The sequence below is a fragment of the Cytobacillus pseudoceanisediminis genome (assembly GCF_023516215.1).
In the GTDB taxonomy this organism is placed as follows: Bacteria; Bacillota; Bacilli; order Bacillales; family Cytobacillaceae; genus Cytobacillus; species Cytobacillus pseudoceanisediminis.
Genome location: NZ_CP097349.1, coordinates 4,091,978 through 4,117,500, shown reverse-complemented (window position 1 = coordinate 4,117,500; position 25,523 = coordinate 4,091,978). Strand labels below are relative to the sequence as shown.

Annotated in this window: 23 protein-coding genes, 2 rRNA genes and 2 pseudogenes (1 of these 27 cut by a window edge); 25 read left to right on the top strand and 2 right to left on the bottom strand. The window is 43.9% G+C overall.

Annotation, left to right across the window (positions count from 1 at the left end; all coding sequences use genetic code 11):
* Together M5V91_RS22265 and rrf are read left to right on the top strand one after the other, a co-directional pair.
* A 23S ribosomal RNA gene (locus M5V91_RS22265) occupies window positions 1-2,926 on the top strand (it extends 8 nt beyond the left edge of the window).
* A 203-nt stretch (window positions 2,927-3,129) separates the two neighbouring features.
* Window positions 3,130-3,246 (top strand): 5S ribosomal RNA (gene rrf, locus M5V91_RS22260).
* Window positions 3,247-3,601: 355 nt separating this feature from the next.
* Here rrf and M5V91_RS22255 read toward each other — a convergent pair.
* Window positions 3,602-3,805, bottom strand: a complete 204-nt coding sequence (locus M5V91_RS22255; protein WP_009336685.1) for a sigma factor G inhibitor Gin — start codon at window positions 3,803-3,805, stop codon at window positions 3,602-3,604.
* Window positions 3,806-4,071: 266 nt separating this feature from the next.
* On the opposite strand from M5V91_RS22255, the gene M5V91_RS22250 reads away from it, so the two are divergent.
* From M5V91_RS22250 to rsmI, 10 genes are all read left to right on the top strand, one after another.
* Window positions 4,072-5,532, top strand: coding sequence for an aminotransferase class I/II-fold pyridoxal phosphate-dependent enzyme (locus tag M5V91_RS22250; protein WP_019382034.1), 1,461 nt, complete (start codon window positions 4,072-4,074; stop codon window positions 5,530-5,532).
* A complete protein-coding gene (gene tmk, locus M5V91_RS22245; protein WP_019382035.1) occupies window positions 5,529-6,155 on the top strand; it encodes a dTMP kinase in 627 nt (208 codons plus the stop codon). The genes M5V91_RS22250 and tmk overlap by 4 nt, the downstream gene beginning before the upstream one ends.
* 165 nt (window positions 6,156-6,320) lie before the next feature.
* Window positions 6,321-6,650, top strand: coding sequence for a cyclic di-AMP receptor DarA (gene darA / locus M5V91_RS22240; protein WP_009336682.1), 330 nt, complete (start codon window positions 6,321-6,323; stop codon window positions 6,648-6,650).
* A gap of 42 nt (window positions 6,651-6,692) precedes the next feature.
* On the top strand, window positions 6,693-7,133 hold the full coding sequence (locus M5V91_RS22235) for a YaaR family protein (protein WP_009336681.1): 441 nt from the start codon (window positions 6,693-6,695) through the stop codon (window positions 7,131-7,133).
* Between the two features lie 13 nt (window positions 7,134-7,146).
* Complete coding sequence (holB, locus tag M5V91_RS22230) at window positions 7,147-8,154, top strand: DNA polymerase III subunit delta' (RefSeq protein ID WP_009336680.1); 1,008 nt, start codon at window positions 7,147-7,149, stop codon at window positions 8,152-8,154.
* Window positions 8,147-8,974, top strand: a complete 828-nt coding sequence (locus M5V91_RS22225; protein WP_009336679.1) for a PSP1 domain-containing protein — start codon at window positions 8,147-8,149, stop codon at window positions 8,972-8,974. The genes holB and M5V91_RS22225 overlap by 8 nt, the downstream gene beginning before the upstream one ends.
* A 12-nt stretch (window positions 8,975-8,986) precedes the next feature.
* Window positions 8,987-9,361, top strand: a complete 375-nt coding sequence (gene yabA / locus M5V91_RS22220) for a DNA replication initiation control protein YabA (RefSeq protein WP_009336678.1) — start codon at window positions 8,987-8,989, stop codon at window positions 9,359-9,361.
* A gap of 75 nt (window positions 9,362-9,436) precedes the next feature.
* Window positions 9,437-10,177 (top strand): tRNA1(Val) (adenine(37)-N6)-methyltransferase, encoded by a 741-nt coding sequence (locus M5V91_RS22215; RefSeq protein ID WP_009336677.1) that lies wholly within the window; start codon window positions 9,437-9,439, stop codon window positions 10,175-10,177.
* On the top strand, window positions 10,167-10,451 hold the full coding sequence (locus M5V91_RS22210; RefSeq protein ID WP_009336676.1) for a GIY-YIG nuclease family protein: 285 nt from the start codon (window positions 10,167-10,169) through the stop codon (window positions 10,449-10,451). The genes M5V91_RS22215 and M5V91_RS22210 overlap by 11 nt, the downstream gene beginning before the upstream one ends.
* Window positions 10,429-11,307 (top strand): 16S rRNA (cytidine(1402)-2'-O)-methyltransferase, encoded by an 879-nt coding sequence (gene rsmI / locus M5V91_RS22205; RefSeq protein WP_009336675.1) that lies wholly within the window; start codon window positions 10,429-10,431, stop codon window positions 11,305-11,307. The genes M5V91_RS22210 and rsmI overlap by 23 nt, the downstream gene beginning before the upstream one ends.
* A 39-nt stretch (window positions 11,308-11,346) precedes the next feature.
* Here the strand turns inward: rsmI and abrB are convergent, their stop codons facing one another.
* On the bottom strand, window positions 11,347-11,631 hold the full coding sequence (gene abrB, locus M5V91_RS22200; RefSeq protein ID WP_009336674.1) for a transition state genes transcriptional regulator AbrB: 285 nt from the start codon (window positions 11,629-11,631) through the stop codon (window positions 11,347-11,349).
* A 709-nt stretch (window positions 11,632-12,340) separates the two neighbouring features.
* Here abrB and metG point away from each other — a divergent pair.
* The 13 genes and pseudogenes from metG (at window position 12,341) to glmU (ending at window position 25,518) form a co-directional block, all read left to right on the top strand.
* Window positions 12,341-14,305, top strand: coding sequence for a methionine--tRNA ligase (gene metG, locus M5V91_RS22195; RefSeq protein ID WP_019382037.1), 1,965 nt, complete (start codon window positions 12,341-12,343; stop codon window positions 14,303-14,305).
* Between the two features lie 214 nt (window positions 14,306-14,519).
* A pseudogene (locus tag M5V91_RS22190) lies at window positions 14,520-15,286 on the top strand (TatD family hydrolase).
* Between the two features lie 635 nt (window positions 15,287-15,921).
* On the top strand, window positions 15,922-17,115 hold the full coding sequence (locus tag M5V91_RS22185; RefSeq protein WP_026041721.1) for a G5 and 3D domain-containing protein: 1,194 nt from the start codon (window positions 15,922-15,924) through the stop codon (window positions 17,113-17,115).
* 209 nt (window positions 17,116-17,324) lie between these two features.
* Entirely contained in the window at window positions 17,325-17,885 is a 561-nt protein-coding gene (gene rnmV, locus M5V91_RS22180) for a ribonuclease M5 (RefSeq protein WP_019382040.1), read from the top strand.
* Window positions 17,878-18,756, top strand: coding sequence for a 16S rRNA (adenine(1518)-N(6)/adenine(1519)-N(6))-dimethyltransferase RsmA (rsmA, locus tag M5V91_RS22175; RefSeq protein ID WP_009336669.1), 879 nt, complete (start codon window positions 17,878-17,880; stop codon window positions 18,754-18,756). The genes rnmV and rsmA overlap by 8 nt, the downstream gene beginning before the upstream one ends.
* A gap of 294 nt (window positions 18,757-19,050) precedes the next feature.
* Window positions 19,051-19,935 (top strand): sporulation peptidase YabG, encoded by an 885-nt coding sequence (gene yabG / locus M5V91_RS22170; RefSeq protein WP_019382042.1) that lies wholly within the window; start codon window positions 19,051-19,053, stop codon window positions 19,933-19,935.
* Window positions 19,936-20,253: 318 nt separating this feature from the next.
* Window positions 20,254-20,517, top strand: coding sequence for a biofilm formation stimulator Veg (gene veg, locus M5V91_RS22165; protein WP_009336667.1), 264 nt, complete (start codon window positions 20,254-20,256; stop codon window positions 20,515-20,517).
* A gap of 254 nt (window positions 20,518-20,771) precedes the next feature.
* Window positions 20,772-20,945: a small, acid-soluble spore protein, alpha/beta type gene (locus tag M5V91_RS22160; protein WP_026041722.1), complete on the top strand. Its 174-nt coding sequence runs from the start codon at window positions 20,772-20,774 to the stop codon at window positions 20,943-20,945.
* A gap of 304 nt (window positions 20,946-21,249) precedes the next feature.
* Window positions 21,250-22,119: a 4-(cytidine 5'-diphospho)-2-C-methyl-D-erythritol kinase gene (gene ispE, locus M5V91_RS22155; protein WP_019382044.1), complete on the top strand. Its 870-nt coding sequence runs from the start codon at window positions 21,250-21,252 to the stop codon at window positions 22,117-22,119.
* Window positions 22,120-22,178: 59 nt separating this feature from the next.
* A pseudogene (gene purR, locus M5V91_RS22150) lies at window positions 22,179-22,996 on the top strand (pur operon repressor).
* A gap of 24 nt (window positions 22,997-23,020) precedes the next feature.
* The gene (gene ridA / locus M5V91_RS22145) at window positions 23,021-23,395 is read left to right on the top strand and encodes a 2-iminobutanoate/2-iminopropanoate deaminase (RefSeq protein ID WP_009336663.1); all 375 of its coding nucleotides are present in this window, start codon (window positions 23,021-23,023) and stop codon (window positions 23,393-23,395) included.
* A gap of 186 nt (window positions 23,396-23,581) precedes the next feature.
* Entirely contained in the window at window positions 23,582-23,872 is a 291-nt protein-coding gene (gene spoVG / locus M5V91_RS22140) for a septation regulator SpoVG (protein WP_009336662.1), read from the top strand.
* Between the two features lie 272 nt (window positions 23,873-24,144).
* Complete coding sequence (glmU, locus tag M5V91_RS22135; RefSeq protein ID WP_019382045.1) at window positions 24,145-25,518, top strand: bifunctional UDP-N-acetylglucosamine diphosphorylase/glucosamine-1-phosphate N-acetyltransferase GlmU; 1,374 nt, start codon at window positions 24,145-24,147, stop codon at window positions 25,516-25,518.
* Window positions 25,519-25,523: the final 5 nt, after the last annotated feature.

Below are 25,523 nucleotides of genomic sequence, written 5' to 3'. Positions count from 1 at the left end.
TAGAAAGGGCGCACGGTGAATGCCTTGGCACTAGGAGCCGATGAAGGACGGTACTAACACCGATATGCTTCGGGGAGCTGTAAGTAAGCTTTGATCCGGAGATTTCCGAATGGGGAAACCCCTATCCGTAATGGGATAGGATCTTTACCTGAATACATAGGGTATAGAAGGCAGACCCGGGGAACTGAAACATCTAAGTACCCGGAGGAAGAGAAAGCAAACGCGATTCCCTGAGTAGCGGCGAGCGAAACGGGATTAGCCCAAACCAAGAGGCTTGCCTCTTGGGGTTGTAGGACACTCTACACGGAGTTACAAAGGAACGAGGTAAATGAACAGGTCTGGAAAGGCCGGCCAGAGAAGGTAAAAGCCCTGTAGTTGAAACTTCGTTCCCTCCAGAGTGGATCCTGAGTACGGCGGGACACGAGAAATCCCGTCGGAAGCAGGGAGGACCATCTCCCAAGGCTAAATACTCCCTAGTGACCGATAGTGAACCAGTACCGTGAGGGAAAGGTGAAAAGCACCCCGGAAGGGGAGTGAAAGAGATCCTGAAACCGTGTGCCTACAAGTAGTTAGAGCCCGTTAATGGGTGATAGCGTGCCTTTTGTAGAATGAACCGGCGAGTTACGATTACATGCGAGGTTAAGTTGATGAGACGGAGCCGCAGCGAAAGCGAGTCTGAATAGGGCGAATGAGTATGTGGTCGTAGACCCGAAACCAGGTGATCTACCCATGTCCAGGGTGAAGTCCAGGTAACACTGGATGGAGGCCCGAACCCACGCACGTTGAAAAGTGCGGGGATGAGGTGTGGGTAGCGGAGAAATTCCAATCGAACTTGGAGATAGCTGGTTCTCTCCGAAATAGCTTTAGGGCTAGCCTCATGTAGTAAGAGTCTTGGAGGTAGAGCACTGTTTGGACTAGGGGCCCCCATCGGGTTACCGAATTCAGACAAACTCCGAATGCCAAAGACTTATCCATGGGAGTCAGACTGCGAGTGATAAGATCCGTAGTCAAGAGGGAAACAGCCCAGACCACCAGCTAAGGTCCCAAAGTATACGTTAAGTGGAAAAGGATGTGGAGTTGCTTAGACAACCAGGATGTTGGCTTAGAAGCAGCCACCATTTAAAGAGTGCGTAATAGCTCACTGGTCGAGTGACTCCGCGCCGAAAATGTACCGGGGCTAAACGTATCACCGAAGCTGTGGATTGACATCTTTCGATGTCAGTGGTAGGAGAGCGTTCTAAGGGCGTTGAAGCCAGACCGCAAGGACTGGTGGAGCGCTTAGAAGTGAGAATGCCGGTATGAGTAGCGAAAGATGGGTGAGAATCCCATCCACCGAATGCCTAAGGTTTCCTGAGGAAGGCTCGTCCGCTCAGGGTTAGTCGGGACCTAAGCCGAGGCTGAAAAGCGTAGGCGATGGACAACAGGTTGATATTCCTGTACCACCTCTTTACCGTTTGAGCAATGGGGGGACGCAGGAGGATAGGGTAAGCGCGCTGCTGGATTAGCGCGTCCAAGCAGTTAGGCCGGTAACGAGGCAAATCCCGTTACCACACAGGCTGAGCTGTGACGGCGAGGGAAATTTAGTACCGAAGTTCCTGATTCCACACTGCCAAGAAAAGCCTCTAGCGAGGGAAAAGGTGCCCGTACCGCAAACCGACACAGGTAGGCGAGGAGAGAATCCTAAGGTGAGCGAGAGAACTCTCGTTAAGGAACTCGGCAAAATGACCCCGTAACTTCGGGAGAAGGGGTGCTCATTAGGGTGAATAGCCCTGATGAGCCGCAGTGAATAGGCCCAGGCGACTGTTTAGCAAAAACACAGGTCTCTGCGAAGCCGCAAGGCGAAGTATAGGGGCTGACGCCTGCCCGGTGCTGGAAGGTTAAGAGGAGAGGTTAGCGCAAGCGAAGCTTTGAATCGAAGCCCCAGTAAACGGCGGCCGTAACTATAACGGTCCTAAGGTAGCGAAATTCCTTGTCGGGTAAGTTCCGACCCGCACGAAAGGCGTAACGATCTGGGCACTGTCTCAACGAGAGACTCGGTGAAATTATAGTACCTGTGAAGATGCAGGTTACCCGCGACAGGACGGAAAGACCCCGTGGAGCTTTACTGTAGCCTGATATTGAATTTTGGTACAGCTTGTACAGGATAGGTAGGAGCCTGAGAAGCCGGAGCGCCAGCTTCGGTGGAGGCGTCGGTGGGATACTACCCTGGCTGTATTGAAATTCTAACCCGCGCCCCTTATCGGGGCGGGAGACAGTGTCAGGTGGGCAGTTTGACTGGGGCGGTCGCCTCCTAAAAAGTAACGGAGGCGCCCAAAGGTTCCCTCAGAATGGTTGGAAATCATTCGCAGAGTGTAAAGGCACAAGGGAGCTTGACTGCGAGACCTACAAGTCGAGCAGGGACGAAAGTCGGGCTTAGTGATCCGGTGGTTCCGCATGGAAGGGCCATCGCTCAACGGATAAAAGCTACCCCGGGGATAACAGGCTTATCTCCCCCAAGAGTCCACATCGACGGGGAGGTTTGGCACCTCGATGTCGGCTCATCGCATCCTGGGGCTGTAGTCGGTCCCAAGGGTTGGGCTGTTCGCCCATTAAAGCGGTACGCGAGCTGGGTTCAGAACGTCGTGAGACAGTTCGGTCCCTATCCGTCGTGGGCGCAGGAAATTTGAGAGGAGCTGTCCTTAGTACGAGAGGACCGGGATGGACGCACCGCTGGTGTACCAGTTGTCTTGCCAAAGGCATCGCTGGGTAGCTATGTGCGGAAGGGATAAGTGCTGAAAGCATCTAAGCATGAAGCCCCCTCGAGATGAGATTTCCCATAGCGTCAAGCTAGTAAGATCCCTGAAAGATGATCAGGTTGATAGGTCAGAGGTGGAAGCGTGGCGACATGTGGAGCTGACTGATACTAATCGATCGAGGACTTAACCAAAACGAAAAGCGGAGGCGACTGTTCAACTTTGAGAGGCGTTGGAGAGCCGGCCATTCAAATCCTGGTTTTGGGATTTGGAGGGACGGATCGAAACAGCCGAGAAGTTAGGAGCCGAAGCTAGACAAGTCATTGGTGAATACTCGGCAAATGCTTCTTCATGCATTATCTAGTTTTGAGGGAACGAAGTTTCTTCAGCCAAATAGTCCGGTGGCGATAGCGAGAAGGTCACACCCGTTCCCATACCGAACACGGAAGTTAAGCTTCTCAGCGCCGATGGTAGTTAGGGGCTGTCCCCTTGTGAGAGTAGGACGCTGCCGGGCATATGAAAGAGCACCTGATGGGTGTTCTTTTTTTGTATGTGGATGATTTATTGAATCCAAATATCTTCTTACTCTTCTTTTTATGAAAAATGCATATATGCGTCACTTCAGCTAAAAAAATGCGCCACTCTTTATTCCGCCGTCTGTTTTAAAAGTCAAATCTGTTTTCAGCAAAGATGACTGTGCCAAATGTGAAATATACATAAAACATGCGAGATAAAATCGGATACCTGCTAGGTAAAATCAAAAACCTGTTACATAAATCCAATTCATGTCAGATAACACTGAGATTAATAACTCAGCGGCCCAACAAACCGGCAAAAAAATAAAAAGCCCCTATCAAAGGGCTTACATTTCAAGAAAATATCTCCGGCATGGTTATTTTCCGCAGTTTCTTTAAGTAATAATTATATTTTGGATTGCTTGTATCCGTGGTGACTAAATCTTTTTCACAATCTGTGCAGATAAAAGAAGTGTATAGATGTATTCCCCTGGTTTTTGCCTGCTCGCATATGACACATTCTTCCCCTGCATGTTTTTTTGCTAATAGCGAACCCAATCACTCCACCTCCATACACTTATTCTGCCCAGATCAATGTTATTGTATACAATTTTTCGAATATTCATTGGCGGGTTTTTTGAGGTTACTTGATTTATATTGTATGATGGAAATCTAATTTGGGTGTATGTCTATAATGGATTTCTTTCATAAATTTCCTTAATCCTTTATGGACTGGCGCAGATATCGACCTAATGTTTCTTTTATAGCACGCACATACTTGTTTTGTTAAAATAGGAGAAGAATCTTAGGAAAGTGATGTAGATATGAATCACGAACAGACTCCATTATGGGAACAATTAAAAAAACATGCTTCACATCAGCCTGTATCTTTTCATGTGCCGGGACATAAGAACGGTCAACTTGCAGGCGGTGAGGGAGCAGATTATTTTAAAGATATTTTAAAGCTCGATGCTACTGAGCTTAGCGGACTGGATGATTTGCATTCTCCTGAAGGAGTCATTTTGAAAGCGCAAAAGCTGCTTGCCGATTTGTATGGGGTTCCAAAAAGCTTTTTCCTTGTTAACGGATCCACCTCAGGGAATCTCGCCATGGTCATGTCAGCCGCAAAGGAAAATGAGACTGTACTTGTTCAGCGGAATTGCCATAAGTCCATTCTTAATGGCATTACTTTGGCTAGGGCTAAGCCTGTCTTCTTAGCGCCTGAGTTTAATGAAGAGTGGGGCGTTGCCGGGGGAGTAGCTTTAGAGACCGTTAAAGAGGCAATCAGACAAAATCCGGAAGCAAAAGCGCTAATCTTAACCTATCCCAATTATTACGGAATGGTGTTTAACCTTGAAAGCATTATTGAGTATGCTCATGATCATGGAGTTCCAGTATTGGTGGATGAAGCGCATGGAGCACATTTGATCGGGGGAGATAGTTTTCCCGCTTCGGCCGTTCAGCTTCAGGCAGACCTGGTTGTACAATCGGCACATAAGACTTTGCCTGCTATGACGATGGGGGCTTATCTGCATTTTAATAGCCGTTTTATAAAGGAAGAAAGAGTGTCCAAATATCTGGGGATTCTCCAATCAAGCAGTCCTTCCTATCCCATTATGGCATCTCTTGATTTGGCAAGGGCCTATTTAGCCTCATTCTCGGGAAAGGATGAGGAAGCGCTGCTTGAAAAGGCGGGGCACTTCCGAAAGAATCTAAGTAAAATAAAAGGAATTAAAGTACTGAACTTTGAACATAAAAACGGTGATCCTTTAAAAGTGACCATCCAGTCGGCAGCTGCCCTCAGCGGGTATGAACTGCAGGCTCTCCTGGAGAAGCATGGGATCTTTACGGAAATGGCAGATCCTTATAATGTCCTATTTGTATTGCCTCTTTTAAAAAAAGATATGGATTATCCATTTGAACGGGTTATTCAATGCTTGGAAGAGGAGCTGAAATCATTTGGCCCGGCAGGCCGACATGAAAAAATTCCTTTCAGTAAAAGGCCTGTCTCCGGCCTTGCCCTGGAGCAAAAGGAACAAGACCGATGCACCATTAAAACGGTGGCACTGGAAGAGGCGGTTGGTAAAATATGTGCACAGCAGGTGACTCCATATCCGCCAGGCATCCCGCTTTTATTCCCAGGTGAACTCATCGAAGGGGAAGACATAGCAAGCATAAGATTTCAAATTAAGGCCGGAGCACGGTTTCAAAATGGGGAAAATATAAAAAAAGGCAGCATTAACGTTTATCAGGATCTATATCAGCAGCTGGAGGAAGTAAAATGAAAAAAGGTAAGTTTATTACGGTCGAAGGACCTGAGGGTGCCGGAAAAACAACGATTATAGATATGCTGGCAAGCAATCTGGCAAAGGAAGGCTATCAGGTTCTTCAGACAAGAGAGCCTGGCGGAATTGAGATTGCCGAGCAGATCAGAAGTGTCATACTCGATAAAAATAATACAAAGATGGATCCGCGAACAGAGGCTCTGCTGTATGCGGCAGCCAGAAGGCAGCACCTGGCTGAAAAAGTAAAGCCAGCAATGGATAAGGGATATATCATATTATGTGATCGGTTTATTGATAGTTCTCTTGCTTATCAAGGCTATGCAAGGGGCCTTGGCATTGATGAAGTATACTCTATAAACAGCTTTGCCATCGAAGGCATGATGCCTGAACTGACGCTGTATTTTGATATTGAACCGGAGGCCGGGCTGGATCGAATCAACCAGCATAAAGGACGGGAAGTGAACCGCCTGGACCTGGAAAAGCTTGATTTCCATCACAAAGTGCGGGAAGGCTATTTGAAGCTAATGGAGCTTTACCCGGAGCGCATCTTTAAAATCAATGCTTCGGGAACATTGGAGGAAGTGTATCAGCAGGCGGAGAGCAAGCTGAAAGAAATAATATAAACATTTGCCTTAAAGATCATATTCTTTAAGGCTTTTTTATAAGCTTGCCAGTCAGTTTTTAAAATAATTTTTCCGGTATTCCCTTAATTTCTGCTTGAAGATAAAATAATTGATATAATAAAAGTAAGATAAAACGGATTAAAAACTTGTAAAGGGGATGGGCTTATGAAATTAATTCTGGCAGTCATTCAGGATCAGGACAGCAATAAGCTAATGAATGCGTTGGTTGACAATAATTTTCGTGCGACAAAATTGGCCAGCACGGGCGGATTTTTGAAATCAGGCAATACAACGTTCATGATTGGGACAGAGGATATCCGTGTGGAGAGAGCCCTGCAGATTATTAAGGAAAATTGCAGAGCAAGAGACCAGCTGGTAGCACCTGTATCGCCAATGGGCGGAAATGCTGATTCTTATGTGCCTTACCCTGTGGAAGTCGAAGTTGGCGGTGCGACGGTATTTGTCCTGCCAGTTGAACAATTCCACCATTTTTAATACATTCAAAGGGAGCTTAATGCCCTTTGCGGAGGATTAGGTATGAAAATTAATCAGGAACTTCGGCTCAAGATGGAAAATGTCCGCAATGAGCAGAAGCAGGCGGCGGGAAACGGCGTGAAATTTTCCGAAATGGTGCAAAAGCAGGACCAGAAAATGCAGGCTTCTCAGCTTCAGGGTCTGTTAAAGGATATAGATGCCGCTGGAGAAAGGCTTGCCCGCTCCAGAACCTTTAAGGATTTAGCCAAATTTAAAACGCTTGTAAAGCGGTTTGTAAAGGAAGCCGTTGACTTTGGGATGGAGCTGAAGCAATCGCACAGCTGGAATCAGCATGGACAGGGCCGTTCTCTGAAAGTGGTAGAAACGGTTGATGAAAAGCTGTCAGAGCTGACGGATGAACTAATGAAAAAAGAAGAATCATCTATCGATATACTGGGGAAAGTCGGCGAGATTAAGGGGCTTTTAATAAATATATATATGTAAGTGAGTGATCATTGTGGGAAAAACGTGGGAACAGCTGGAGGTCATACAGCCAGTTGTATTGAAAATGTTTAAAAATAGCATAGAGAAGGATCGGCTGGCCCACGCCTACTTATTTGAAGGGATGAAAGGAACGGGAAAGCGGGAAGCAAGCATGCTTTTAGCGAAAAGCCGATTCTGTCTTGAACCGCTTGATGGGTATGTTCCATGTGAAACATGTTCAAACTGTAAGAGGATCAACAGCGGCAATCACCCTGATGTTCATATCCTTGAGCCGGACGGGCTTTCTATCAAAAAAAGTCAGATTCAAAGCCTGCAGGAAGAGTTTTCAAAGACCGGGGTGGAATCTAAGCGCAAGCTTTATGTGATTGTACATGCTGATAGAATGACAGTTAACGCTGCCAACAGTTTGCTTAAATTCCTGGAGGAACCCCATGCAGAGACGACCGCTGTGCTTATTACCGAGCAGTCGCAGCAGATGCTTCCTACTATTCTATCCCGCTGCCAGACCATTTCTTTTAAACCATTATCTCCTGCAGAAATGATTCAGCAATTAAAAAATAATGGAGTGGATCCTGCCCAGGCACCATTACTTGCACAAATTACCAATAATTTGGATGAGGCTTTGCAATATAGTTCTGATGATTGGTTTGTACAAGCGCAAAAAATAGTGTTAAAATTATATGAAGTGGTAAAGAAGAATCCGCTAGAGGCGATGGTTGCCCTGCAGGAGGATTGGTTCTTGCACTTTAAAGAAAAAGAGCAGATTGATCGCGGCTTGGATCTATTACTTCTTATTTTTAAAGATTTACTATATATTCAGCTTGGGAAACAAGACCAGGTTGTCCATCTGAACGAACGAAATCGTTTAGAGCAGTTTGCACTGCAATCTTCTACAAAACGTCTGACGGAACAGATGACGGCTGTTTTGGAAGCCAAAAGAAAATTACAGGCAAATATGAATCCGCAGCTGTTGATGGAACAGCTTGTGCTAAAATTGCAGGAGGGATCTTCCTTTGTATGATGTAGTAGGAGTGCGCTTTAAAAAAGCGGGCAAGATTTATTATTTTGATCCCGGAGATCTCTCAATACAAAAGGATGACTTTGTCATTGTCGAAACTGTCCGAGGCGTAGAATACGGAAAAGTGGTAATTGCCCCGAAGCAGGTCGATGAGCATGATGTTGTCCTTCCATTAAAAAAGGTTCTTCGTATTGCAGATCAAAAGGATCGCATGATTGTCGAGGAGAACAAGCAGGCCGCCAAAGAAGCATATGAGGTCTGCTGTGAAAAGGTCCATACACATCAGCTTGATATGAAGCTGGTCGATGTTGAATATACATTTGACCGAAATAAGGTCATTTTCTACTTTACAGCTGATGGCCGGGTTGACTTTCGCGAGCTTGTCAAAGACCTCGCAGCCATCTTCAGGACAAGGATAGAACTTCGCCAGATTGGTGTGAGGGATGAAGCAAAAATGCTGGGCGGAATTGGTCCATGTGGAAGAATGCTCTGCTGTTCCACCTTCCTTGGTGATTTTGATCCAGTATCCATCAAAATGGCAAAGGACCAGAATCTTTCGTTGAACCCAACGAAAATATCAGGTTTGTGCGGACGCTTAATGTGCTGCCTGAAGTATGAAAATGATGAGTACGAAGCAGCAAAAGAACAGCTTCCGGACCTTGGGGAATGGATTCAGACCCCTGATGGAGCTGGAAAAGTGGTAGGCTTGAATATATTGGAGCGTGTTCTGCAGGTTGATGTAAAAGAAGCGGAGCGCGTCCTCGAATATACATTGGATGAAATTTTAAAACAAGGTGCTGTATCAGTTCAGTCCACAGATTAAGAGGTGGAAGTCGTGGATAAAAAAGAAATCTTTGACTCAGTGAGTAATATGGAAACCCAAATTGGAGAGTTATATCAGCAGCTTGGTGAGTTAAAGCAGCATTTGGCAGAAATACTTGAAGAGAATAACTCTTTAAAGCTGGAAAATGAACATTTAAGACGTCATTTAGACATATCAGCGAAAAAGGAAAGTACATCGGCGAAAAAAGGCAAATCAGAGCAGTCTGCCGATGCTGCTGATGATGATAAGGTGATTGATATTGGAGAAGGCTATGATAACCTTGCCCGCCTTTATCAGGAAGGCTTTCACATTTGCAATCTCCATTTCGGCAGCCCTCGAAAAGAGGGAGACTGTCTGTTTTGCTTGTCTTTCCTGAATAAGAAGTAAATTTTAGCCTTCCTGATGATAGGAAGGCTATTTTTCCATAGAGGCAAAGAATCAGAGTAGCATGGAGGATCAAGAATGGATTTTTTAAAAGAAGGGGAGCGGCTGGACTATTTGCTGGCTGAAGATTTGAGAATTATTCAAAGCCCGGCCGTTTTTTCTTTTTCACTGGATGCTGTCCTGCTGGCCAGGTTTGTATATGTACCGATTCAAAAAGGCAATCTCATTGATTTGTGCAGCGGAAATGGTGTGATTCCGCTTTTTTTAAGCACACGAACAAAGGGGGCCATTACAGGCGTCGAGATTCAGGAGCGTTTGCATGATATGGCAGTCAGAAGCATTGAATACAATAAGCTTCAAGGCCGGATTGAGATGATTCGCGGGGATATTAAAGAAATACATCAGGTTTTAGGATATGGGAAATTTGATGTTGTGACCTGCAACCCGCCCTATTTCCCTACTCCTTCCCGGGAAGAAATCAATGAGAATGAACATTTGGCGATAGCCCGCCATGAAATCCTCTGTACACTGGAGGATGCGATTAAAGCATCAAGCGGTCTTGCGAAACAGGGCGGCAAGGTAGCATTTGTACACAGGCCGGGAAGGTTCCTGGACATTGTCACGCTCATGCGCAAGTATAAGCTCGAGCCAAAAAGGGTGCAATTCGTCTACCCGAAGGCCGGAAAAGAAGCGAACACCCTGCTAATTGAGGCAGTAAAAAACGGTAATCCGGATCTGAAAATCCTGCCTCCTTTATTTGTATATAATGAAGAAAATGAATATACACCTGAAATGAGAGAGATTTTATATGGAGAATAGCCATTATTTTTATGTTCTCCATTGCCGTGATGGCAGCTTATATGCAGGATACACTAATGATCTTGAAAAACGGGTGAAGGCCCATAATGAAGGAAAAGGGGCCAAGTATACAAGGGGCAGGGGGCCGGTGGAGCTGGTCTTCTCCCGCCCTTTTTTGGAAAAAGGCGAAGCGATGAGAGCAGAATATGAATTTAAGCAATGGTCCAGGAAAAAGAAGGATGAGTTTTTAATGAAAGAGACGGGTGGTACATATGTGGCAGCAAAAAAGCTTTGAACATGAAGAAACAAAGGGAATTTTATACTTAGTCCCGACTCCGATCGGCAATCTGGAAGATATGAGCTTCCGAGCAGTAAGAATCCTGAAGGAAGCTGACTATATTGCAGCGGAGGACACACGCAATACGAAGAAGCTCTGCAATCATTTTGAAATCGCCACACCCATTATCAGCTATCATGAACATAATAAGGAGGCAAGCGGACAGAAGCTGCTTGAGAAAGTGGCTAATGGCGCAAAGATTGCCCTTGTCAGTGATGCAGGAATGCCTGCGATTTCAGATCCGGGCTTCGATCTTGTAGTGGCGGCGGCTGAAGAAAAGCTGACAGTGGTCCCCCTGCCTGGTGCGAATGCTGCCCTTACCGGACTGATTGCTTCCGGCATTGATACTCAGCCTTTTTATTTCTACGGATTCCTGAACAGGCAGAAGAAACTTAAGAAGCAGGAGCTGGAGAATCTCTCAAAGCTTTCGGCAACCATCATCTTATATGAAGCTCCCCACCGCCTGAAGGAAACTCTCTCGCTGATGTCGGATATTATGGGCAACAGGAATATCGCGTTATGCCGCGAACTGACGAAGAGATATGAAGAATTTATCCGGGGAACTGTAGGGGAAGCAATGGAATGGGCTTCGAACGGCGAGGTAAGAGGAGAATTTGTGATTATTATTGAAGGAACTTCCGAGGCTGTTCAGGATGAAGAAACAGCCTGGTGGGAGAATCTCCCGGTTGAAGATCATGTTAGACATTATATAGAAGAAACTGGACTCTCGAGCAAAGAAGCCATTAAGCAAACGGCAAAAGACCGGGGATTAAATAAGCGGGATGTTTACCATGCTTATCATATTGAGGAATAAAAAAAGCTTCTCACACGCGTGAGAAGCTTTTCTTCATTCTTATTTTGCTAATTCAAAAGTGTTTTGAATTTCTTTTAACAGCTGTTCAGCACCGTCACGGCTTAGAATTAATTTGCCGTTAGCTAAAGAGATATTTTCATCAGATACTTCCCCAGTAACTTGGCAAGTCATGTTTGGCTTGTACTTTTTAAGGATGATTCTTTCGTCATCTACGTAGATTTCCAAAGCGTCCTTTTCGGCAATTCCAAGTGTACGTCTTAATTCGATAGGGATAACTACACGGCCAAGCTCATCAACTTTACGAACAATACCTGTGGATTTCATAATAAAAGTCTCCTCTCAAATCTCCAATAATATTTTTCTCTATCTATGTTGTTTCGTCATTATTCGACAAAATCTTTATTACATTTATAATACCAGCCATTCCCATATACGTCAATTACTTTATTTTCAATTAAAATAGAAAATTTTGGGATGCCAATTGAAGCGTTGATATAACAACGTTTTTATAGAAATAAAGAAGGTTTAATATAGAAAGGGGAAAGAACTACTCAAAAAGCAGTAATATGACTCATTTCGACATTTCGACAAAATTCTACAATTATTATACTTTTGCTATAATAATATTCGAAAGTTAATTTCCTTTTTTAGGGATAGAAAATAAAAAAATTTATTTTAAGAAGAATCCTGCCATCCCTTCTGCCTATTGGTTGCACAATTTCAAGTTTTTAGGTATATTTTGATGGTATAAGAGGTTATGCTGACGAATATAACTTCTTGTAAAATATCGATATAGAAGGCCCAATAACGGCACGATTTTCTGATTAATACTCTCGTCCAAATTGGGCGGGATTTTTTAAAATTTAAGAAAGTATAACGTTAGACTTCGATAACTATCTAGCTCCGGCGCCTACCCCTCTAGGTACAAGCCAATCCTCCCAGAAAGGCAAAGAACGCCTTTCCGTGAGGATCGTCTTGTGCTTGTCGGGGGTGGGCAAGGCGCTTGCGCTTTTAAAATGAGGGAGGGAATCTTGTGGAGGACAAATTAAAGACGTTTTATTTAACCACTCCAATTTATTATCCTAGCGGAAATTTACATATAGGACATGCCTATACAACTGTTGCCGGTGATGCGATGGCGCGTTACAAGCGCATGCGCGGCTTTGACGTTATGTACCTGACGGGAACGGATGAACATGGACAGAAGATTCAGGAGAAGGCAGAAGAAAAAGGAATAACACCGCAGCAGTACGTAGATGAAATTGTCGCCGGTATCCAGGAACTATGGAAGAAGCTTGATATTTCCTATGATGACTTTATCCGTACTACTCAAGACAGACATAAGCAGATTGTAGAAAAAATTTTCGCTCAGCTTGTGGAACAGGGCGATATTTATCTTGGTGAATATGAGGGATGGTATTGTACGCCATGTGAGTCTTATTACACAGAACGGCAGCTTGTGGATGGAAACTGCCCTGACTGCGGACGTCCAGTTCATAAAGTAAAAGAAGAATCCTATTTCTTTAAGGTAAGCAAGTACGCTGACAGGCTTCTGCAGTATTATGAAGAAAATCCATCTTTTATACAGCCTGAATCCCGCAAGAATGAGATGATCAATAACTTCATTAAACCTGGCCTCGAGGATTTGGCGGTATCCAGGACCACTTTTGACTGGGGAGTGAAAGTGCCGAACAATCCTAAGCATGTTGTTTATGTATGGATCGACGCACTATCAAATTACATCACAGCGCTTGGCTATGGAACCGATGATGATTCCAAGTATCTGAACTATTGGCCTGCTGATGTGCACCTGGTAGGGAAGGAAATTGTGCGCTTCCATACGATTTACTGGCCAATCATGCTGATGGCATTGGATCTGCCTCTTCCGAAAAAGGTGTTTGCTCATGGCTGGCTATTGATGAAGGACGGCAAAATGTCCAAATCAAAAGGAAATGTAGTGGATCCTGTTACCCTTATCGACCGGTATGGTCTGGATGCACTTCGCTATTACCTGCTTCGCGAAGTGCCATTCGGCGCAGACGGAGTGTTTACCCCAGAAGGTTTTGTGGAAAGAATCAACTTTGATCTTGCCAATGATTTAGGAAACCTTTTGAATCGGACGATTGCGATGGTTAATAAATATTTTGACGGTGTCATTCCGTCATATAAAGATTCAAACGGAGAGTTTGACCAGCAGCTGCTGCAAATGAACCGTGAGACGGTTTCCAAGTATGAGGAAGCAATGGAAAAAATGGAGTTCTCTGTTGCTCTTTCGGCAGTCTGGCAGCTTGTCAGCAGAACGAATAAATATATAGATGAAACGCAGCCCTGGGCTCTTGCCAAAGAGGAAGAGAAAAGGGAAGATCTTGCGAGTGTGATGGCCCATCTGGCGGAATCCCTGCGCAGAATCGCGGTGCTTCTGCAGCCATTCCTGACACGTACGCCAAAAGAAGTATTCTCACAGCTGAATGTAAACGAAGAAGCATTAACATCTTGGGAAAGCCTTGAAAAATTTGGTCTTATCCCTGAAGGCACAAAGGTATTAAAGGGAGAACCGATTTTCCCTCGCCTGGATATTAATGAAGAAGTCGAGTTCATTAAAACCAAAATGCAGGGATCTGCTCCTAAAGAGGAAGCAAAGCCGGAAGCAAAAGCAGAGGAAAAGCCGGATAGTGAGGAAATCACAATCGATGACTTTATGAAAGTCGATTTAAGAGTGGCTCAGGTCATTCAGGCTGAACCGGTGAAAAAAGCTGATAAGCTCTTAAAATTACAGCTTGATCTTGGCTATGAAAAGCGCCAAGTCGTTTCCGGGATTGCCAAATTCTATAAGCCGGAAGACCTAGTCGGCAGAAAAGTCATCTGCGTCACAAATTTGAAGCCTGTTAAACTTCGCGGTGAGCTTTCAGAAGGAATGATTTTAGCAGGAGGAAAAGACGGAGAACTTTCACTTGCCACAATCGCTGAATCTCTTCCATTGGGTGCAAGGGTAAAATAATATTATTGATTTCTTCTGTTAAACATAAAAACATAGAAGTGTTAAGCGTATACCGTGGGCATTTCTATGTTTTTTATTTTTGGGAAAAATTATACTTAGAAAGTAATTTCTAGTGAGTTTATTAAATTCGAACCATTCTGCTAACACATTATTTTTGTTACATTCCTGACATAATAGTAATAGAAAAATAATATGAAGAAAAAGGAGTTTTTTGATGTTTTTCGACACACATGCACACCTTAATGCCGAACAATATAACGAAGATTTACAAGAGGTGATTGACAGGGCCCTTGATGAAGGAATTTCCAACATCGTGGTCGTTGGGTTTGACCGTCCAACGATTGAGAAGGCGATGGAGCTGACTGAGAAATACGATTTCATCTACGCAAGTGTAGGATGGCATCCGGTTGATGCCATCGATATGACAGAGGATGATCTTCGGTGGATCGAAGAGCTTTCCAGCCATCCAAAAGTCGTTGCCCTGGGAGAAATGGGCCTGGATTATTATTGGGACAAGTCACCAAAGGATATTCAGCAGGAAGTCTTCCGCAAGCAGATCCGTCTGGCAAAAAAGTTAAGCTCCCCATCGTTATCCATAACCGTGATGCCACAGCAGATATAGTCGAAATCCTTAAGGAAGAAGGAGCGGGAGAAGTAGGCGGCATCATGCATTGCTTTAGCGGCAGCCCTGAAATTGCCAAGGAGTGTGTAGATATGAACTTTTTTATTTCACTTGGAGGCCCGGTGACATTCAAGAATGCAAAAAAGCCAAAAGAAGTAGCCGATGTGATTCCGCTTGAAAAGCTATTGATTGAAACAGACTGCCCTTACCTTACCCCTCATCCATTTAGAGGAAAACGGAATGAACCTAGCTATGTCAAACTAGTTGCAGAGCAGATAGCTGAAATAAAAGGACTATCGGTAGAGGAAGTTGCACAAGCAACCACAGAAAATGCAAAAAAATTATTCGGCATAAACTGATATCTCTTTTTGTCGAAACCTGTGGGAGCTTGTCCAAATTTTTTCTGATTCTAAAAAGTTCTACATGTCTCTGTCTTCTCATAGGATAACCATGTCGATAAGTCTCTCTTTCCTTTCTCCTGGTTTTTTTGCATAATAGGAAATACGTTTACGAGAGGGCTTGCCATTTACTAGAAAAAGTGCTGTTCTAGCACCCCTGCCGATCGAGCGGAGGGCGTTTGCTGCCAGTTGAGGAGCGTGACAGATAGAGAACCGGCAGTCTGAAGGTTTGAGGAAACTTCCGGAATCGCTCCCGGTTGCTGAGCGCCTGATCGGCAGAAAACGAGGGATTACCAAAAGAGACGTAAAAATCCCTAAATCAAAAAAAGAAGGATTTTTCCGATGAGTGTGGAAAAGTATAAATCCAAGGCAAGCATCATCGAAAACGGGGCATTTGCAAGAAGGCATGCATAGAGAGGAGCTGTCTTTCATACATAGAGATAGAGTGCAGTTCTATGAATTCAGGCAATCATAGCCCGATGCCTGCATTCACCAGCCTTTCGGAAGCTGGAAAATTGAAAGAGTTGACAGTCGGCAAGATACTCTATATAATCACTCCGAGAGAAAAGGAGGCGTTTTTCATCGTGATTCAAAACATGAAAAACCTGTTATCCAAGTCTTTGAGTAAAAAGAAATTGGCCATTTTTTCTGCTAGTTTAGTAGTCTTTGCTGCTGCCTGCGGTTTCATTGCATATGAAACGACAAAGAAAACAGTAGCACTGACGATAGATGGCCAAGAGAAAGTCATCAAAACGCATGCATCAACGATTCAAGATATATTCGATGATCTAGATATTTCACTTCGCTCAGAAGATTATGTGTTTCCCTCGGTAAACACAGAGGTTAAGGACAATACAGAAATTGTCTATGAACCGGCTAAACAGGTGAACGTTGTAACAGATAACGAGAAGAAAACGATTTGGACGGCTGCAAAGACGGTCGGGGACGTTTTAAAAGAACAGAATATTACTCTGACTGAACATGATAAGGTTCAGCCAAAGCCAGAGGATAAAATTAAAAGCAACCTTGAAATTCAAGTAGAGAAAGCATTCGCTTTAACGCTTAATCATGGCGGCAAAGAGAAGCAGGTTTGGTCAACTTCGACTACGGTCGCTGACTTTTTATCACAGCAGGGAATCAAGATCAATGATTTAGACCGTGTTGAACCAAAGTTGGAAGAGACAGTCAAAGCCAATGACATCATAAAAGTCATTCGAGTTGAAAAAGTCACCGATGTAGTGGAAGAACCAATTAATTTCGCAGTTGTGACAAAGAAAGATAATAGCTTGGCTAAAGGCACTGAAAAGGTGATGAATGCTGGAAAAGAAGGCCTTAAGGCGAAAGAATTTGAAGTCGTCTTGGAGAATGGCAAGGAAGTTTCCAGAAAGCTGATCAGTGAAAAGCAAGTGAAAGAAAAGCAGGATAAAGTCGTTGCTGTCGGAACAAAGGTGGCTGCAGCAACACAGGTCGTTTCCCGCGGAACAAGCAGCAAGGCAAGCGGAAAAGAAATATATGTATCGTCAACAGCCTATACGGCCAATTGCAGCGGATGCTCAGGCAAAACTGCTACTGGCTTGGATCTGCGTGCCAATCCGGGTGCAAAGGTCATAGCGGTTGATCCAAGTGTCATTCCCCTTGGAACAAAGGTCTATGTTGAAGGTTATGGCTATGCTGTTGCAGCAGATACAGGCGGCGCCATCCGTGGAAACAAAATCGATGTATTCTTCTCCTCTAAATCAGAAGCTTACAAGTGGGGAAGAAAAACCGTAAAGATTAAAATACTGAACTAATTTTTGTGATGCAGGGGCTTCCCCTGCATTTTTTATTTCAATGCAGAGAAGGTTAATAATTAACATTTTTCATTTCTCAGCTGCATCATATATAATAAGAACTATTCTTTATTACTATATTCTTCTTACATCTATTTAGACGAATTACATTACAGAAATGTTTCAAGTTTTTTTCAATTTTTTTATATTTAATTTTTCCTGGAGGAAGTATGAAAATCAAAGAAATTATTGTTGTAGAAGGCAAGGATGATACAGCGGCGATCAAAAGAGCCCTGGATGCCGATACAATTGAAACCAATGGATCTGCCATTAATCAGGAAACCATTGAAAAAATAAAGCTTGCCCAGAAGACCAGAGGGGTAATCGTATTCACAGATCCGGACTTTCCCGGTCAAAAAATCCGGAATACGATCACCAATGATGTACCCGGATGCAAGCATGCCTTTATAGAAAAAGCGGATGCTCTTCATAAGCACGGCAGAGGAGTAGGCGTTGAGCATGCATCGCCTGAAATGATCCGTCAGGCATTACAGGACGCACAGGTTATGCAGGAAACCTATGAAGAAACCATTACCCAAGAAGATCTGGTAACCGCAGGCCTGATTGGCGGAGAGGGCGCCAAGGAAAGAAGAGAAAAGCTTGGCAGACTTCTCAAAATCGGCTACACAAACGGCAAGCAGCTTCATAAGCGCTTAATGATGTTTCAAATCAGCCAGAGAGACTTTGCTGAGGCAATCGAAGCTATTCGCGAGGAGGAACAAAATGCATAAAGATATTGCAACACCAGCCAGAACACGGGCGATTTTGGATAAGTACGGATTTTCTTTTAAGAAAAGCCTGGGACAGAACTTTTTGATCGATACGAATATTCTCCGGAGAATTGTCGATCATGCGGATTTATCGGAAGAATCGGGCGCCATTGAAATAGGCCCTGGAATTGGGGCATTGACTGAACAGCTGGCCCGGAGAAGCAAAAAGGTACTTGCTTTTGAAATTGACCAGCGGCTGCTTCCAATTTTAGAGGAAACTCTATCGCCATATCCCCATGTATCCATCATCAATGAAGATGTATTGAAGGCAGATGTTAAGACAGCAATTGAACAGGAGTTTGAAGGCATTAACGATATTATGGTTGTCGCCAACCTTCCGTATTATGTTACAACGCCGATTATCATGAAATTGCTCGAGGACAAGCTTCCGATCAGAGGAATCGTCTGTATGCTTCAGAAAGAGGTAGCAGACAGAATTTCAGCCCGTCCGGGAACGAAAGAGTACGGCTCACTCTCCATTGCTGTTCAGTACTATACAGAGGCTGAAACGGCCATGATCGTGCCGAAGACGGTCTTTGTTCCGCAGCCGAATGTGGATTCAGCCGTCATCAAACTGACAAAGCGCAAAGAGCCTGCAGTGGCGGTTAAAAGTGAATCCTTCTTTTTTAAGGTGACAAAAGCAAGCTTTGCACAAAGGCGCAAGACTCTGCTGAATAATTTAACAAGCCAGCTTCCTGGAGGAAAACAAAAGAAGGAACATATTCTCTCCGCTCTCGAACAAGCCAATGTCGAGCCGGGCAGAAGAGGGGAAACTCTATCCATTGAAGAATTTGCCCGCTTGAGTGATGCCCTGCTGCCGCATTTTTCATAAAAATGAAGCCCTGCTGAAAACAGCGGGCTTTTTTTGCCTCAAATTTTGAACGCCAATAACTGGATAGCACTACAAGGAATGCCTCGTCAGCTTCATCATCATACGAATAAAAGCATAGCTTTTAGGACGAGCACCTGCCCCCTCGAGGAGTCGGGGGCGGGCAAGGCTTTTTCGCTTTTCTAATTCTACGCACATGTTTATAGACGAATGCATAATTTATGACATAAATAATAAATCACAAACAAGAGACCAGAAGAAGCCCGCGTTTATCCTCGGGCAATTGGAGTGACGACATTGACTATAAATACGATGGATATCGTCGGAAGAATTTCGTATCACTGTGATATTTTATTCCGCGTGATTGATATTAAAGAACAGGGCGGCCAAAAAATGGCCATATTATTCGGAGAAGATATCCGTCTCGTTGCGGATGCTCCCTGTGAGGATTTAATCGTCATTAACCAGGCGCAGCGGATGAAGCTTGAGCAGGAGTATAGGTCGCTTGAGGAACAGTCTTTCCAGCTGATCCGGCAGGACCTGGCTCTTTTAAGAGAGAAGCAGGAGTATGAGGTGACTGACGGCTACAGCAAGACACTTAATTATTTTCAGATACCAGGCAGGGTGCTTCATCTGGATGGTGATCCATCTTATTTAAAGAAATGCTTAAGTGTCTATGAAAAAATAGGAATACCCGTAACTGGAATTCATTGCAGTGAAAAGGAAATGCCGATGAAAATCGGACAGCTCATCGACCATTACAGGCCTGATATCCTGGTTGTAACAGGTCATGATGCCTATTCAAAGTCAAAGGGAAAGAAATCCGATATCAATGCTTATAGGCACTCCAGGGAATTTGTACAGGCGGTGAGGGAAGCGCGGAAAAAAATACCCCACCTTGATCAGCTTGTCATTTTTGCCGGAGCATGCCAGTCCCATTTCGAATCGCTGATCCATGCTGGCGCAAACTTTGCCAGTTCTCCTTCCAGGGTGAATATCCATGCCCTTGACCCCGTATACATTGTTGCGAAAGTCAGCCTTACTCCATTTATGGAAAGAATCAATTTATGGGATATCTTAAGAAATACATTAACAGGTGAAAAGGGACTTGGAGGAATTGAAACCCGGGGAGTCCTGAGAACAGGAATGCCTTACAATGACGATGATCTAAACGAATCCTAATCAGCAGGCCGTTTGTGTATTATAGCGGCTTGTTTTTTTATGTTTTCCCGCAAAAAATTAGAATTTGTTAAGCATTTTTCGAGGAATTTCGCGCATGTGAAATTTGACTATTTCCCAGGTAATGAAATGCAGTCTCATAAGGCTTTCCAAAACTATACATAATCTTTGCCATTTAAGGTAATCCTAAAATTGTTGAAAATTAGAAGAAAAAGTAGAACAAAACATATTGACATTTATTTTTAAACACTGTTATAATTTATATTTTTGTTTGACAGTAATGTGTCAGTGTGATATACTTAACATAGTGAGGTGGACCGAATGGCAAAAACATTATCAGATATTAAAAAAGCTCTTGATTCAAATCTTGGGAAAAGGCTCCTGCTAAAAGCAAATGGCGGGCGCAGAAAGACCATTGAACGCTCAGGGGTTCTGGCAGAAACGTATCCTTCAGTATTTGTGATTGAGTTAGATCAGGATGAAAATGCATTTGAACGGGTATCTTACAGCTATGCAGATGTTTTAACAGAAACGGTTCAAATTACATTCTATGAAGACACATCAGGACAGGTTGCTTTAAGCTAATATATATGACAGCGGGCGGTGAACAAATTGTTTACTGCTTTTTGTTTGCCTATTTTTAAAGCTGTCAGCAGCCTGCCCCCTTGAGGTGTCGCCGGGGGTGAGCGCCATGGAAGGGCTTCAAAGGGCTTCTTTGGATCCTCTCCTCAGGAACAAGCGGTTATTGGCTTGTTCCTGAGGCACTTGCGCTTTTCTTAATGAATAAAAGGTCTTTTTCACATACTATACATACCGCAGTGTGAAAGGGGATGTTAATGTTGGGCAGAAGACGGGGCGTTATGTCAGATGGTTTAAAAGAAGAAATTGCGAAAGAGCTTGGCTTTTATGATGTAGTCCAAAAGGAAGGCTGGGGCGGCATCCGTGCCAAAGATGCCGGCAATATGGTTAAGCGGGCTATCGAAATCGCACAGCAGAACCTTCTTAACAAATAGCATTCGCACAGATTATGTTTAAGCATTAATATGCACTGCGTCAGCCGAAGCCTATGCTTCGGCTTTTCCTTTATCGAATAGGGTTAACCCTTATATTCCAAGCCACCTGAGCTTTTATGTTTAATTTGTGGTAAAATAGGACAAAAAATGGAGACGCTCTAGAAGAAAAGCACAATACTGCCGCTTATTGCCGTTTAAAATAAAGTCAATACTGAATGTGGTATGGCTTTCCCTGCAGGCCAAAGTGCTTCGCTTGTGGAGCTGGACAGGAGTCCGATTTATAGGAAAGAAGTAGGTGGAAATGTTGAAGGTCATGGTTAAGGCGCCTGCTAAGATCAATTTGTCATTAGATGTTTTACATAAACGGGAAGATGGCTATCATGAAGTGGAAATGATAATGACAACGATTGATTTGGCAGATCGCCTGGAATTAACACTTTTAGATAAAGATGAGATAAAAATTGTCTCTCATAACCGTTTTGTTCCGGATGATCAGCGGAATTTGGCTTATCAGGCTGCACACCTTCTTAAGGAACGGTTTCAAGTGAAAAAAGGTGTGTCCATTACAATAGAAAAAGCAATTCCGGTTGCTGCAGGACTTGCTGGGGGCAGCAGTGATGCAGCGGCAGCTCTAAGAGGCCTTAACAAGCTGTGGGATTTGGGGCTTTCATTGGATGAGCTTGCTGAAATCGGGACGGAAATTGGTTCTGATGTTTCTTTTTGTGTATACGGAGGAACTGCTTTAGCTACTGGAAGAGGGGAAAAGATTCAGCAGCTTCCTGCTCCTCCTACATGCTGGGTCATACTGGCTAAGCCGTTCATCGGCGTATCGACTGCTGATGTTTATAGAAGACTGGACGTAGAGCAGGTACAGCATCCGAATACTGCAGGAATGATCGAAGCGATAAATGCGGGCAGCTATGATGATGTCTGCCGGAACATGGGAAATGTTCTGGAGGATGTAACATTAAATATGCATCCCGAGGTGCTGCAGATAAAAGACCAGATGAAACGATTTGGTGCGGATGCCGTTTTGATGAGCGGCAGCGGACCGACCGTTTTTGGACTTGTGCATCATGATTCGAGAATGCATCGGATTTATAATGGCCTTAGAGGGTTTTGCGATCAGGTTTTTGCGGTCAGAATGCTCGGAGAAAGACATAAGCTTGATTAAATCCGTATATTAATGGTATATTATCGTTAAAATATTCGGATTTAAATGGGGGTTCCACAATGAAATTTCGCAGAAGCGAACGGTTGATAGATATGACCAATTATTTATTGAACCATCCGCGTCAGCTGGTATCCTTAACTTTCTTTTCAGAAAGGTATGGTTCTGCCAAGTCTTCGATAAGTGAAGATCTCACAATCATTAAAGAAACATTTGAACAAAGAGGAATAGGCACTCTGCAAACTGTTTCCGGAGCAGCAGGCGGCGTAAAGTTTCATGTTAAAGTAACAGATGATGAAGCCCGGCCATTTGTAGATGAGCTCTGCAGCTTAATTGCCAGTCCGGAAAGGCTTCTTCCCGGCGGCTATCTTTATATGACTGACATTCTTGGAGATCCTTTAATTGTACAGCGAGCAGGAAGGCTTTTGCATCAGCCTTCGCGGATAAGCCCGTTGATGTGGTCATGACGGTAGCTACAAAAGGGATTCCGCTTGCTTATGCTGCCGCTAACTATCTCAATGTGCCGGTAGTCATCGTCAGACGGGACAGCAAGGTGACAGAAGGATCCACGGTAAGCATTAACTATGTATCAGGTTCTGCGAAAAGGATTCAGACCATGGTTCTTTCAAAAAGAAGCCTGGCAGAAGGATCCAACGTCTTAATCATTGACGATTTTATGAAAGCTGGCGGAACGGTTAATGGCATGGTCAGCATGCTGGAAGAATTCAAGGCAAACCTCGCTGGGATTGCTGTCCTGGTCGAGGCGGAAAAAGCAGAAGAACGGCTTGTTGATGAGTACCTTTCTCTAGTGCGTCTATCCGATGTTGATGTGAGGGAAAAGAAAATCAATGTAAGTGAAGGCAACTATTTTAAAAAATAATCATATTTTTTAGGGGGAGAATTCATGAAAGTCATTCAAACGAATCAGGCTCCGGCAGCAATTGGGCCATATTCTCAGGGAATTACTGTAAATAACCTATTCTATAGCTCAGGGCAAATTCCGCTTACGGCAGAAGGTGTTATGGTAGATGGGGATGTAAAGGAACAGACGCATCAGGTTTTTAAAAACCTTCAGGCAGTGCTTGAAGAAGCGGGTGCGTCATTAAATACCGTGGTAAAGGCAACGGTGTTTATCAAGGACATGAACGAGTTTGCAGCCATCAATGAAGTATATGGGGAGTATTTCAGCACACACAAGCCTGCGCGCTCCTGTGTTGAAGTGGCACGCTTGCCAAAGGATGCATTGGTTGAAATTGAAGTAGTGGCCCTCGTCAAATAAATAACCGCATTTATTTCGCTCGTTCAAGTGAACGGGCGTTTTTTATTACAGAAAAGTGCTTTAACAGACAATGCTTTACTTTGAACAAAATATTCAAAAAATATTTTTTATCTAAGAAGGAGATTCAGTAAATATGTTGAATTTATACAATTAGGATTATATCTTCTCGAAAAGGTGGTGAACAGAATGGAAGTGACAGACGTAAGATTACGCCGCGTTAACACGGATGGACGAATGAGGGCAATCGCATCTATTACGCTGGATCATGAATTTGTTGTTCATGATATTCGTGTAATTGATGGGAATAATGGCTTATTTGTAGCTATGCCGAGCAAACGTACTCCGGATGGGGAGTTTAGAGATATCGCGCACCCGATCAATTCAGGAACGCGCGGTAAAATCCAGGAGGCTGTATTAGCCGAGTACCACCGTTTAGGTGAATTAGAAGTGGAATTTGAAGAAGCCGGTGCTTCCTAAGAAAATATATCAACAAGGGCCTGCTACATAAGTAAGGCTCTTTTTTATTTAGCTGTGAAGAATTAAAGCTCTGAGACCCCCTGTTACAGGCGGTGCTTAGGGCTTTTTTCTATCTTCTTCATTACCCTGTCTGTGAAAATATTAAACCATTTCTTCAGAAAATACCGTTAATGGTAATGACAAATATATGTACTTTGTCATCATTTCTTGAAATAAGAGCCCATTTAAGATATATTCGTTATGGATAAAAAGGTTAAATTGGAGGCCTGTCAATGTCTAATCGATACGCGGTCATTTTAGCCGCAGGCCAGGGGACAAGAATGAAGTCAAAGCTTTACAAAGTCCTTCACCCTGTTTGCGGCAAACCGATGGTTCAACATGTTGTTGATCAAGTTACAAAGCTTAACATAAAAGAAATTGTCACCATTACTGGACATGGAGCGGAAATGGTGGAGCAGCAGCTTGGCTCTAGCAGCAAATATGCTCTTCAGGAGGAGCAGCTTGGCACCGCTCATGCCGTTATGCAGGCTCGCGATATGCTTGAAGGCAAAGAGGGCGTGACGCTCGTAGTCTGCGGAGATACACCGCTCATCAAACATGAAACAATGGAAGCGCTTTTCAAGCATCATGAAGAGCTATCTGCCAAAGCGACTATTTTAACAGCCCATGCGGAAAATCCATTCGGATATGGACGCGTGATCCGAAATGATATGGGGATGGTTGAAAAAATCGTTGAACAGAAAGATGCTTCCGAGGAAGAACGAAAGATAAAAGAAATCAATACTGGGACCTATTGCTTTGATAATAAGGCCTTGTTTGAAGCATTAAACAAAGTTACAAATGATAATGTGCAGGGTGAATACTACCTGCCGGATGTGATTGAGATCCTGAAAAATGAAGGCGAAGTCGTTACGGCTTACCAGACGGCTGATTTTGGCGAAACCCTGGGTGTCAATGACCGGGTAGCCTTATCACAGGCCGAATCCTTCATGAAACAACGGATTAATGAAGAACACATGCGTAACGGCGTTACCATTATCGATCCGTCAAACACGTATATTGGTGCGGATGTGAAAATTGGCTCTGATACAGTTCTTTATCCTGGAACGGTCATTTCCGGCAATACAGTCATCGGTTCTGATTGTGTGATCGGTCCTCATACAGAGATTTCTGATTGCCATATTGGGGAAGGCACAGTGATCCGCCAGTCTGCTGCACATGACAGCCATATTGGTTCACAAGTGAATATTGGGCCGTTTGCTCACATTCGCCCGCAATCAGATATTCATGATGAAGTGAAAATCGGCAACTTTGTTGAAGTGAAGAAGTCTGTTTTTGGAAAAGGAAGCAAAGCCTCTCACCTGAGCTATATTGGCGATGCAGAAGTTGGAAGAGATGTTAACCTGGGCTGCGGCTCAATCACTGTCAATTATGATGGCAAAAATAAATACCTGACCAAAATCGAAGATGGTGTTTTCATTGGATGCAACTCCAATCTCGTCGCACCGGTAACGATTGGGGAGGGGGCATATGTGGCAGCAGGATCGACGATTACAGAAGATGTGCCGGGAGAAGCTCTTTCCATTGCCCGTGCACGCCAGGTGAACAAGGAAAACTACACGCAAAAATTAAATATTAAGAAATAAACCGA